The sequence below is a fragment of the Bradyrhizobium sp. genome (genome assembly GCF_027451485.1).
GTDB lineage: Bacteria > Pseudomonadota > Alphaproteobacteria > Rhizobiales > Xanthobacteraceae > Bradyrhizobium.
In genome coordinates, this window is sequence record NZ_DAIDJE010000100.1 from 20,395 (window position 1) to 31,576 (window position 11,182).

The 11,182-nt window shown below is 61.0% G+C and carries 10 protein-coding genes; 6 read left to right on the top strand and 4 right to left on the bottom strand.

The window, feature by feature from the left end:
- Positions 1-17: 17 nt before the first annotated feature.
- The 3 genes from NEZ08_RS13585 to NEZ08_RS13595 are packed head-to-tail and all read right to left on the bottom strand — an operon-like array spanning position 18 to position 4,523.
- Complete coding sequence (locus tag NEZ08_RS13585) at positions 18-707, bottom strand: TetR/AcrR family transcriptional regulator (RefSeq protein WP_298107535.1); 690 nt, start codon at positions 705-707, stop codon at positions 18-20.
- Positions 697-2,442, bottom strand: a complete 1,746-nt coding sequence (locus NEZ08_RS13590) for a hydantoinase B/oxoprolinase family protein (RefSeq protein ID WP_298107537.1) — start codon at positions 2,440-2,442, stop codon at positions 697-699. The genes NEZ08_RS13585 and NEZ08_RS13590 overlap by 11 nt, the downstream gene beginning before the upstream one ends.
- Complete coding sequence (locus NEZ08_RS13595) at positions 2,439-4,523, bottom strand: hydantoinase/oxoprolinase family protein (protein WP_298107538.1); 2,085 nt, start codon at positions 4,521-4,523, stop codon at positions 2,439-2,441. The genes NEZ08_RS13590 and NEZ08_RS13595 overlap by 4 nt, the downstream gene beginning before the upstream one ends.
- 379 nt (positions 4,524-4,902) lie before the next feature.
- On the opposite strand from NEZ08_RS13595, the gene NEZ08_RS13600 reads away from it, so the two are divergent.
- From NEZ08_RS13600 to NEZ08_RS13610, 3 genes are all read left to right on the top strand, one after another.
- On the top strand, positions 4,903-6,171 hold the full coding sequence (locus tag NEZ08_RS13600) for a M20 family metallopeptidase (RefSeq protein WP_298107539.1): 1,269 nt from the start codon (positions 4,903-4,905) through the stop codon (positions 6,169-6,171).
- A 22-nt stretch (positions 6,172-6,193) separates the two neighbouring features.
- Positions 6,194-6,859, top strand: a complete 666-nt coding sequence (locus NEZ08_RS13605; RefSeq protein ID WP_298107540.1) for a trimeric intracellular cation channel family protein — start codon at positions 6,194-6,196, stop codon at positions 6,857-6,859.
- A gap of 302 nt (positions 6,860-7,161) precedes the next feature.
- A complete protein-coding gene (locus NEZ08_RS13610) occupies positions 7,162-7,308 on the top strand; it encodes a hypothetical protein (RefSeq protein ID WP_298107541.1) in 147 nt (48 codons plus the stop codon).
- Positions 7,309-8,108: 800 nt separating this feature from the next.
- On the opposite strand, the gene NEZ08_RS13615 is transcribed toward NEZ08_RS13610, so the two are convergent.
- Entirely contained in the window at positions 8,109-8,402 is a 294-nt protein-coding gene (locus tag NEZ08_RS13615; protein WP_298107551.1) for a hypothetical protein, read from the bottom strand.
- 558 nt (positions 8,403-8,960) lie between these two features.
- On the opposite strand from NEZ08_RS13615, the gene NEZ08_RS13620 reads away from it, so the two are divergent.
- From NEZ08_RS13620 to NEZ08_RS13630, 3 genes are all read left to right on the top strand, one after another.
- A complete protein-coding gene (locus tag NEZ08_RS13620) occupies positions 8,961-9,326 on the top strand; it encodes a PRC-barrel domain-containing protein (RefSeq protein WP_298107543.1) in 366 nt (121 codons plus the stop codon).
- A 1,118-nt stretch (positions 9,327-10,444) separates the two neighbouring features.
- Positions 10,445-10,669 (top strand): hypothetical protein, encoded by a 225-nt coding sequence (locus tag NEZ08_RS13625; RefSeq protein ID WP_298107544.1) that lies wholly within the window; start codon positions 10,445-10,447, stop codon positions 10,667-10,669.
- A gap of 22 nt (positions 10,670-10,691) precedes the next feature.
- Positions 10,692-10,868: a hypothetical protein gene (locus NEZ08_RS13630; protein WP_298107546.1), complete on the top strand. Its 177-nt coding sequence runs from the start codon at positions 10,692-10,694 to the stop codon at positions 10,866-10,868.
- Positions 10,869-11,182 lie beyond the last annotated feature (314 nt).

Sequence of the window (11,182 nt, forward strand, 5' to 3'; positions counted from 1 at the left end):
TGATCGAGTCCATCTCCTCAACCCTTCGCACCCGCGAGCGGCGATCCAAGCAGATAGCCTAGCACGACGTCCACGATATGCTGACGGCGCTTGTTGACGCGCCTGCGCGACGCCAGGTCCCGCTCGAGCAGCCACGAGAGCGTGTGCTGATTAGAGAGGAAGAAATAGGCGAGGCCCGAAATCGACAGGTAAAGATCGACCGCATCGACGTCGGAACGGAAGATGCCCTCGGCCTGGCCGCGCCTGAGCAGGATCTCGATAGTATCCAACAATCCGCTATAGAGCGGCTTGATCGACCGCGAGCGCTTCAAATACTCGCCAAAATGAATGTTCTCGACGCTCATCAGCCGTATCAGCTCGGGCGTCGCCACGAAGTGATCGAAGGTGCTCTCCACCAGCCGTCTGATGCCCTCGACGGGCGGCAGTTCGCGTAGATCTTCGTCGTGCTGCTGTTCGCGCAAGCCAGCGTAGATGCCTTCGAGCACCGCGAGATAGAGCGCCTCCTTGGAGCCGAAATAGTGATAAATCAGGTTCTTGTTAACGGCGGAGTGGCTGGCGATGCGATCGACGCGGGCACCGCTCAGGCCATGAGAGACGAATTCGTTGCGTGCCGCGTTGAGGATCCGGGATCGGCTCGCTTCGGGATTGCGCGTCGCCTTGTGGCGCGTTGCCTTGCGCGCGCCGGCCTCGGCCAACTCAGCCACCATGACGCGCGCCCTCGGAAATACCGGAACGCGAGGCTCGAAGCCGCGCCGTCGCCGCCACGTCGAGCTCGCGGGAGGAATCCAGCACGACGCCGTGCCGTTCGCTGGCGTAAGCCGCGGTGATCTTGCCGTCGAGCACGTCTTCGACGACCTGGCTCGGGTCACGCTCCAACGGATCGCCGAAGCCGCCTGCGCCCGCCTGTTCATGGATGATCAACGTATCCTTGCCGATCCGCGTCGTGATCTTGCCGGGCAACGCGGTGCGCTCGTTGCCGACTTCCATAAAATTGCGCGACTGGGCGCCGGGTGCGCCGCCGGCAAGACCATAAGGCGCAAACCGCACGCGGTCGGTGCGCATCTGCAACAGCGCCTCGTCCGCGAGAATCCGATAGCTCCGCCGGATTCCAACGCCGCCGCGATGGCGGCCGGCGCCGCAACTATCTTGTACGAAGGAATAGTCCTCGATCCGCACCGGATGCTCGGCCTCCATCACTTCGACCGGCATGTTGGAGAGATTTTGCGATGCATTTGTTATGGCTTCGACGCCGTCCTTGTCCGGACGCCCGCCCCAGGCGCCGCAGATCATGTCGACGATGATGAAAGGCTGCCGGTTCGGTCGCAAGCCACTGATGCAGATCACACTGTTGCCGCCCTCGCCGGCCGCGGGCACCCGATCCGGCACGATCTGCGCGAGCGCGCCGAGCATGGTGTCGAACACGCGATAGCCCGTCAGCGCCCGCGCCGCGCATGGTCCCGGCATCACAGGATTGAGCACGGAAGCTTCCGGCGCCTTCACCTTGATGCAGCGAAATAGCCCAACATTGTTGGGCAGATCCTTGGCGAGCACGCAGCGCACGCTGAGGTACGTCAGCGAATGAGTGAAGCTCAGCGTCGAATTAAGTGCACCGCGGACCTGCGGCGAGGAGCCGGTGTAATCAACGAAAAGCGTGCCGTCGTCATTGACCGTGATCGCGACCTTGATGGGGATCGGCTGATCCGAGAAACCGTCATCGTCGATATGATCGACGAAGCGATAGGTACCCTTGGGCCAGTGCTTGATCTCCGCGCGGGTCATCCGCTCCGCGTAGTCGAGCAGCTCTTGCATGTACGCATCGACCTCGTCGGCGCCGTAACGTTGGATCAGCTTCTCTAGGCCGCGCTTGCCGACCTGGGCAGCGGCGAACTGCGCCGATAGATCGCCCCAGACGCGGTCCGGCACACGTACGTTGATCCTGATCAGCGCCTCCAGTGTCTTGTCGAGCACGCCGCGGTCGTACAGCTTCAGGGGCGGAATGCGCAAGCCCTCTTGGTAGATCTCGGTGGAGTCCGAGGCATTCGACCCCGGTACCCGGCCGCCGACGTCGGTATGATGGCAGATCACCACCGCGAACGCGCGCCGCGCGCCACCATGGAAGATCGGCACGAACATGAAGATGTCGGGCAGATGCATGCCGCCGTGATAAGGATCGTTCATGATGACGACGTCGCCTTCGTGAAGGTTGCCCTCGAACTTGTCCATCACAGACGCCATCGCTTCAGGGATAGCACCGAGATGTTGCGCGATGGTTTTGGCCTGAGCGACCATGTGGCCATCGCCGGCGCACAACGCCGCGGAGAAATCCATCACGTCCTTGACGATTTCCGATCGCGCGATGCGCACGACGGTATACGCCATGTCGTCGGCGATCGAATCGAGGCCGCTCTTGATGACGGCAAAGGTGATCGGATCGACCTTCATGGCGCAAACTCCAGCACGATACAGCCGATCGCATCCTTGTGCACGCGCGCGTCTGGCGGCACGACGATGGTGGCGTCGAATTCTTCGATGATCAGCGGGCCCGATCGCGGCTTGCTGTTGATCGCCGAGCGGGCGACAACATCCACTGTGCGGGCTGGCTCGCCGCGGGCAAACGAAATCTGCCGCGTCCCCGCTCCGGGAGCGCCACGGCGCGGCGCAATCTTCATGCCGCGGAAATCGAGCCGGTTGTCGCGCAAACCTCTTCCCGCGACGCGAACCTTCATCAGCTCGATCGGCGTATGGTCCTGGTAGCCATAGGTCTTGAGATATTCGGCGACGAACCGCTCGCGGATTTTCGCAAAATCCTCGCCTTCAAAGGGGACGGTGAGTTCGGTTGCCTGCCCTTCGTGGCGCAGGTCCGCTTCCCACAAGAAAGCCGTGCGCTCGGCGCCATAACCGTCGCGGGCGAGCTGCGCAGCGATCTGGGCCTGCAGTTTGTCTTTGATGACACGGAGATCGTCGGCCGTCATGACGTCGATCCGCCGGCCCACGGTCGCTAGACCAGTGTGCTCGACGTCGGAAGCCAACATACCGAGCGCGCTGAACACACCCGACATCGGAGGCACCACGACGCGCGGAATACCGAGTTGACGCGCAAGGTCTGGGGCATGCACGCCGCCATTGCCGCCGAATGCCATCAAAGTGAGATCGCGCGGATCGCGGCCGCGTTCGATGGTGACGGCGCGAACGGCGCGCGCCATGGCGGCATTGGCGACCGCGCGGATGCCATGCGCGGCATCGGCGGACGGCAGATCGAGCGGGCCGCCGACATGGTTGCGGATTGCAGCCTCGCTGCGCGAACGGTCGATCGCAAGCTTGCCGCCGGCGAGCGAATTCGGATTGATAAATCCGAGCATAACGTTAGCGTCGGTTACGGTCGGCCGATCGTTGCCGAGGCCGTAGCAGGCAGGCCCCGGCATTGCGCCCGCTGATTCAGGGCCGACCACGAGCAATCCACCGCGATCGATCGCCGCCAGCGACCCTCCGCCCGCGCCGACTTCGGCTATGTCGATCGCGGGCACTTTCAGCATGTATCCGCCGGCTTTGACGAAGCGGCTCGATGTCGAGATGCCATCGCGAAATTCATATTCCGACGTCATCGTCGGCCGGCCATCCTCGATGATGACGGCCTTGGCCGTGGTGCCGCCCATGTCGAATACGATGACATCGCGGTCGTCTCGGGCAAGGCCGAGACGCGCCGCGCCAACAACGCCGCCGGCCGGGCCCGAGGCCACCACCATGACCGGCTTTTCGCAGGTCACGTCGGCCGCAAGCATGCCGCCGTTTGAGGTCATCACGAGAATCGGTGCTTTGATGCCGACGCCGAGCAAGCCTTCCTGCAGGCGTTGCAGGTACGCACGCATGGTCGCGAGCAGATAGGCATTCACCACCGTGGTGCTCGTGCGCTCATATTCCTTCATCTCCGGCAGCACGGCACAGGAGGTCGTGACCAGAAGCTTCGGAAAGTGTGCGCGCAGGATCGCTGCCGCTTCGAGCTCATGGGCGGGATTACGATAGGCGTTGATGAAAACGACCGCGACCGCCTCAATGTCTTGCGCGGCGAGTGCTTCGCCGGCGGCGATGACAGTCGCTTCCGACAAGGGCTCGACGACCGAACCGTCGGCCGCCATGCGTTCGTTCACCTCGAACCGATGGCGCCGCGGCACCAAAGGCGCCGGCTTGTCCCAGGTGAGATCGAACATGTCGGGCATCCGGATGCGCCCGATTTCCAGCACGTCGCGAAAGCCATGCGTCGTGATTAGACCCGTGCGCGCACCCTTTCGTTGCAGGATGGTGTTGGAGCCGACCGTCGTGCCATGCAGGACCTCGGCCACCACAGCCGGATCGATCGAAAGTTCGGCGAGGAGTTGCGCGACCCCTTCGACCACCGCCATGCTGGGATCGGCGGGCGTCGAGGAAATCTTGCTCTGATGGATCAGGCCCGTATCGGTCAACAGCGCGATGTCAGTAAACGTACCGCCGATGTCGACGGCAATTCGAACACGGCCAATCCCGTCCATCTTTACCTCTATTGACTAACCAGTTAGTTAGCTAATCTCGAACGAGGATACCTGTCAAGCGGGGCGCGACTACTGACTGCGATTTCAAGCGATTCCCGGCGGCGGAAAGTTGGACGGCGCCTGGCTTGGCCAGCGGTTCTGAGCGAATTAGGCGCTGCCGACCCGGCTGAGTCGACCAAAGGACCCTGGTCTTGCGGGACATGACGGTCTCCTTTCGAGTCCCAAAAGCGACAATGAAAAATCATGGGCAAGCGCCCCGTTTAAATCACGGGGCGCGCACGGCTCGATGCCCCGCATTGGGCCTGTTCACACCTTGAAATTACTTGCGCCCTCAACAAAAGAGGCGAACAGTTTCGTCGTCCCTGCGATGGAGACGTCGATGAGCACTGATAAAGCGAGCTCTTCCGACCCGGCATTGCGCAATCTCGATGCCGTCCTTCCCGAACTTGTCGAGCTCTACAAGGATGTCCATTCGCACCCCGAGCTATCTATGCAGGAGATCCGGACGGCGGACTTGGCGGCCGACCGGCTTCGTTCCGCAGGCTACGAGGTCACGACCGCGGTCGGGAAAACCGGCGTTGTCGGTCTGCTCCGGAACGGCGAGGGGCCGACCGTTATGCTGCGAGCTGACATGGACGCGCTGCCGATCCAGGAAGCGACCGGCCTCCCGTATGCCAGCAAGGTGACGGCGAGGGATAAGGAGGGCAAGACGGTGCCCGTCTCGCACATGTGCGGCCACGACATGCACGTCACCTGGCTCGCAGGCGCCACCAAGCTGATGGCGGAAGCCAAGACTTCTTGGCGCGGTACGCTCATGGCGGTCTTTCAGCCGGCGGAGGAAACGGGCGAAGGTGCGCAAGCCATGATCGACGACGGTCTGTTCAAACGCTTTCCGAAACCGGACGTGATCCTGGGCCAGCATGTCATGGTCGGCCCTTCTGGCACGGTCGCCGGGCGCGCCGGCGCGATTACATCCGCGGCGGACAGCTTGCAGATACGGCTGTTCGGGCGAGGCGCGCACGGCTCGATGCCCCAGGCCAGCATCGATCCCGTCGTGATGGCCGCCTCGACCGTGCTGCGGCTGCAGACCATCGTATCGCGCGAACTGGCCGCCGCCGACGCTGCCGTGCTGACCGTGGGCGTCCTGCAGGCGGGCACCAAGGAAAACGTCATTCCGGACGAGGCCATCATCAAGCTCAACGTCCGGACCTTCGACGCCGGCGTGCGTGCACGGATGCTGGCTGCAATCGAGCGGATCGCCAATGCCGAAGCGGCCGCTTCGGGTGCGCCGCGGCCGCCGGAGATCACGACCATCGACCGATACCCCCTGAACGTGAACAACCAGGAAGCCACCAGCCGGGTGGTGGACGCATTCCGGGGACACTTCGGCGCCGAGCGCGTTCGGGCGACGGGACCGGCCCCCGCCAGCGAGGACTTCGGATCGTTCGGGTCCGAATGGCACGTGCCTTCGGTCTTCTGGTTCGTCGGCGGTACCGATCCGGAAGTTTACGCGAAGGCCAAGCAGGCGAACAAGATTAACGAACTCCCGGTGAACCATAGCCCCAAATTCGCGCCCGTCCTCCATCCGACACTGCAGACTGGCGTCGAAGCGCTGGTGGTCGCGGCCCGCGCCTGGCTGCCGGCATAAGGAAAGTGAAGAAAGCTGCGTCATGGACAAGCTACCTATCGTGCTCGACCTGACCGGGACTTTCGTCTTCGCGCTTAGCGGGGGGCTGGCGGGGACCAAGGGGGGGCTGGACCTGTTCGGGGTCATGGTCTTGTCCTTCGCAGCGGGGAATTCGGGAGGCATCACCCGCGACCTCCTGATCGGCGCGGTGCCTCCCGGAGCGGTCGGCGACTGGCGCTATCTCGGCGTATCGCTTCTCGCCGGTCTCGTTACCTTCTACTTCTCGCCCCTCATCGTGCGGATGTCGCACGCGGTGCTGGTTTTCGACGCGGCGGGACTTGCGCTTTTCGCCGTCGCAGGTTCGTCGAAGGCGCTGTCGTTTGGACTTAATCCGGTGATGGCGACGGTACTCGGCATGGTCACCGGGATCGGCGGCGGCATGGTGCGTGACGTGCTCCTCGCCGAGATACCGACCGTGCTGCGCGCCGACCTCTACGCAGTCGCGGCTCTGGCTGCGGCGGCCATCGTGGTGATCGGCCATATGCTGCAGCTACCTGTCGCCGCCGTGACGGCCATCGCGCTGATTTCATGCTTCCTGCTTCGCGTCATGGCGATCAGACGCGGTTGGCGGCTTCCGGTCGCGAAATGGGTCGAACGACAAGATTTGCGCAACCAGAAGGAGGACTCGAAGTCTACCGGGCTGCGCTAGGCGTCGTCGGCTGCGGAATTCATGCTCTGCGCGGAGTCTGGAATGGCAAAAACAGTCGTCGAGGCGCGCAAGCACAGGTTCGAATTAGCTCTTCACAACCCACTCGACAGCCTGGGGTAAGCAATACTCATGATCCGGTAGCCTTGACTGCGATAGCCTCCAATGCGTTCGACATTGCCTTGATCGACGTTGGTTGATGTTGTGAATGTCGGACGCTTTGGGGCAACCGAATGTTTCCTTTCGTCTTTTTTTATTTTCCGGCCCAGGGTGCACTGTTATGCGACTTCGCGGGGATAGTCTGAATGGACATCCGTGCCGAAGTTTCGCTGCTCAACTCACTCAGTGACGAAGAGACCAGGCTTGCTCTAGCGATCGCCGCCGCCGGCCGTCGCGGGTTCCATTTCCCCATCGAAATCCCCGGGCAGGTCCGACCTTTTAAATTTGCGTAAGGTCGTAATCGTACCGTCTTTTGTAATAATGAAGGTCCGCGGTGTGGCGCGGCAATGACGCCGCCACCACCTCAATCGCCCGTGAAAGAAATGCAGCCGTTGTGGTCGAGGCGCTGCGATTCGGCACAAATAAAATCCAGCACTGTCTGTCTTGATCCTTGAATGGATCAGTTTCTGCTCCCGTGACTACCTTCCGGTGGAAAACGCCCCCCTCCGTCGGGAGGTCACGATCTTTGCTGCGTAGTAGATCGCTTGCTGCGTCGCTTATCGGAGGAACGTCCTCTCGCTCCGCCTCTTATCCTTCGTCTTACAGCTGATAAGGAGAAGGCCATGAAGGTGACTACGATCATGTTCGCGTTCGCGCTTGCGCTATCAAGTAGCGCGGCAGTCGCCCAGGGTGGTGGTGGTGGTGGCGGCGGCGCAGGTGGTGGAGCGGGCGGCGGGGGTGCGGCGGGAGCTGCCGGGGGTGGAAGCTCTTCCGGCGGCGCCGCCGGCAGCACACTCGGCGGCAGTTCCTCTGGCATGTCTTCGCCAAGCGGAAGAGGAGGCGCGACTGGCACTACAGGTATGGGAGCTGGCGGCACGAGCGGCGGAACAAGTTCAGGCCTGAATGGTGCTGCGACATCTGGTTCGAACGGCGGTCGGGGAAACAATCACTGATCTCGAGAGCGCCGCGCTATCTGGTCCGACGCGGCTTTCCAGCTGTTCGTTCAGCAGCCGGGGGGCCGCTTTCAGTGCGCAGGGCTGTAGCTCGGCGCCCAACGTTGGCTCTGACGCAAATTCGATGATCGTGTGTGGTTTTATGGCGCGCCAATCAGCCTCTCGAGCTTGGCGCGCCCATACATCTGCCGTTTGACAAGTTTGAGCTTTGTGATCTGAGCCACCATTTGGCCGTTGGACCAAGGTTGCGTGATGGCGGCATGTACCGCGGACTTCGTCGTGGGCAACTCCGTCGCGTCCGTGTTTCGGATCATGGCTTGGAAGCGGTCAATGTGGATGCGAGCATCGGCCAGTGTCGGAACCGCCGTTTCTTTGGTAGTGGCCGTGATGGTTTCGCCCTTGGTCAGGTGGTCGCGCTTCGTCGTCACCGCCAATTACGAAAGGTTCCTACCGCCAAGACGATCGCGAGGCTAATTGTTGCTCGGTCATGTGCTCAGCGGACATGCGCAATGCGATCTCGGTCGTAAGTCAAGTGCAGCAAGGGGCGATATGAAATCGCACGGGGAGCTCCGCCGTTCCGCAGGTCCGCTTCCCTGTCGCGCGTTCTATTGAATGCCTCCTCCAAACCATAGAACAGCATCGTCATGGGGGGCCAAGCACGCAACTTACAAGGACCCATCGGGCCACGATGTTGGCGAGAGCATGCTGCTTCTCCTACTTCGTTGACTTCGGTCTGCGAGCCATGTTCGGTTGATGGAGCAAGCGTGTAGGCGTTGTCGATTGGTTCTTGCAGCTGCGAATTTCACTGGCTTACACGGCAGCGCGAGCGCGAATGATTTGAACGGAGCTCCCGGCGCATCGATTGTCGTGACCTGAAGGAGCAGCGTGGTTGTGTGCTGATCGTAACTTAGGCCGAGTTTCCCGGCGCGCATCATGCCGGAACGTTGGTCGCCGCTGCCCGTTGGCTCGAACATCCAATGATGGAGAGCTTTATGGCCATGGAAGATCGTGAGTTTGGAAATCTGATCGGCAGTGACAAGGTGGAGGGGACTGCGGTCTACGGTGCAGACCAAAGGAAGATCGGTTCGATCCAGCGCGTGATGATCGACAAGATCAGCGGCAAAGTGTCCTATGCCGTTTTGAGCTTTGGCGGATTTCTCGGGATCGGAGACGACTACTATCCGTTGCCGTGGCAGTCCCTGAAATACGACAACAATCTCGGCGGCTACGTCACCGGTCTCACCGACAACCAGCTGAAAGGTGCGCCCAAATACGCAAACGACAGCTCATGGGATTGGGCCAATCCGACCAGCGCGAAGTCGGTGGATGACTACTACGGCGCGCCGAGACTCAGCTAAGCGCAAGCTGCAAGGCGACGGATTCAAAACAGCCCCGGTGCCTGATGGCTCCGGGGCTTCATCATGAGCAAGGTATGTCCGACTTGCTTTCCGTTCCGGCCATCATCGTACGCGTCCCGCAGCGCCGGCGACGGGCCGGTTCAATTTCTTCCCCAAGGGCCGCGAGGGCCCCGTCGCCACGGGACCGCATTACGTCTGAAAGATCGCGGAACGAAACGGCTCGCCAGCCTTTCATTATTTTTGGGACGGTGATGGCGCGGAGCAAATCGCATCAAAACAATGCACAAGCCGAGCTTAGCTTGGGCGATCACACCAGCGAATGGCGGAAGGAGCGCAGATGGGAGACATAAGTTCATACGCGACACTTTTTGCGAGCGACCCGCAAAGGGGCATCAGCGCAGCAGCGGAATTTGGTTTGAATGCGTTCAAGCCCATTCTGAATTTTCAGGTTCTCATGCTGAGGATGTGGGCTGACAGTATCGAGAGGTTGGCAGGGAGTTACGAAACGGGAGCGGACGAAGTCGCGACAGCGGTCAAGGAACAGGCTGAAGCGAGATGATGCCGCGTAAATCAGCGGTTGAGCAAAGTCCGCCGGCTGGAGATCATGAAGCGCAAAGCGACCCTCCGGCTGGCTCCGCTTTCTGAGAGCAGACGAAAAGGCCGCCAGTGAGGCGGCCTCGTTTGCGTTGACCTTGTCTGAATGAGGTGCCGACCTCGGTCCACTTTATCACTTCGCTCCGTCGCCGGCCCTGGACCTGGCTGAGCGAACCCTGACCGGCTTATCCCTGAACCAGCGTCCGTCCATCGCGCAAGCCATCAGCATTCCGATGCCCAACACAAACACACTGCTGCCCAACACAAACACACTGCCAGCAAGTGCAGAAAACATCTTGGCCTCCATCGCCGCCGTCGCGTGTTCGACTTCAATTCACAACGGCGCCGCGAGTTCGCGCGGCTTGTTGAAATTCAAAGACTGTCGTTGGGCAGCAACAGGCAGAAAAACTGGCGTGCGCAAATGCAACAGTCGCCATAGCAAAAGTCAGTGGTCTCAGGTTCCAAGCTGAAAAAGCGTCGACTCAGGCGTAGTGTTCGTTTCAAGCTTACGCCGCGGGGGACTTATGCCGTATTATTCCTTCGATCTCGTCGTTGGCGAAGAATGTAAACACCAGGGCGGTCTGATCCTGGAAAATCTCGATTTTGCCTCTGATCGCGCCGAGCAGCTTGCGGATGAATTGCGGGTTGTTCTCCCGGAAGAATTGCGCGATCCGGGTGACCGACGGGCAAGTGACAGGGCTTTATCGCACGCCGCTCGATCCAGTACCGTCATGGATGCGGCTCCGTGACTGAGCAGAAGGCTTACGCGACATGTCCCTGGTTTCAGTATTGATCGGCATCCTGATCATTGTGGTCGTTGGCGCAATCTGCTTTTGGGCGATTGATCGCTTCGCGCCGGACAAGCGGCTGGCAAACCTGCTGAGGCTACTTGTGGTGTTGATCTGCCTCGGCGCAATTGTCCAGCGCCTGTTGATCCTGACATACTGACGCTTTGACGCGCGGGCTTCGAGCTTCAAAGCGCAGTATATCTATATGTGCGGCGAGTTAGCTCCTGGATGTGAGCGCGTCGAGCGCGTGGACAAATAAAATTCCGAAACTGGCGATAAACATTGTACCGGCAACGGCGGACATCATCACTCAACTCCATTTCGATTGCATGGATTTGAGCGACGAGGGCCTGCACAGTCAAAGAATATCCGAATGGGCGCGTGAGATCGGTCCGTGGTGGTGCGCTTCAGTCACAGCGGCATGACTGCAACACGCGGAACGCTGGTGGTCATCCAGCGGGACAAGTCGAATGA

What these genes read in the sequence shown, in the direction of transcription:
- NEZ08_RS13625 (WP_298107544.1), top strand. Translation starts at nt 10,445, where the DNA reads ATGCCGTATTATTCCTTCGATCTCGTCGTTGGCGAAGAATGTAAACAC.
- NEZ08_RS13610 (WP_298107541.1), top strand. Translation starts at nt 7,162, where the DNA reads ATGGACATCCGTGCCGAAGTTTCGCTGCTCAACTCACTCAGTGACGAA.
- NEZ08_RS13590 (WP_298107537.1), bottom strand. Translation starts at nt 2,442, where the DNA reads ATGAAGGTCGATCCGATCACCTTTGCCGTCATCAAGAGCGGCCTCGAT.
- NEZ08_RS13585 (WP_298107535.1), bottom strand. Translation starts at nt 707, where the DNA reads ATGGTGGCTGAGTTGGCCGAGGCCGGCGCGCGCAAGGCAACGCGCCAC.
- NEZ08_RS13605 (WP_298107540.1), top strand. Translation starts at nt 6,194, where the DNA reads ATGGACAAGCTACCTATCGTGCTCGACCTGACCGGGACTTTCGTCTTC.
- NEZ08_RS13595 (WP_298107538.1), bottom strand. Translation starts at nt 4,523, where the DNA reads ATGGACGGGATTGGCCGTGTTCGAATTGCCGTCGACATCGGCGGTACG.
- NEZ08_RS13620 (WP_298107543.1), top strand. Translation starts at nt 8,961, where the DNA reads ATGGCCATGGAAGATCGTGAGTTTGGAAATCTGATCGGCAGTGACAAG.
- NEZ08_RS13600 (WP_298107539.1), top strand. Translation starts at nt 4,903, where the DNA reads ATGAGCACTGATAAAGCGAGCTCTTCCGACCCGGCATTGCGCAATCTC.
- NEZ08_RS13630 (WP_298107546.1), top strand. Translation starts at nt 10,692, where the DNA reads ATGTCCCTGGTTTCAGTATTGATCGGCATCCTGATCATTGTGGTCGTT.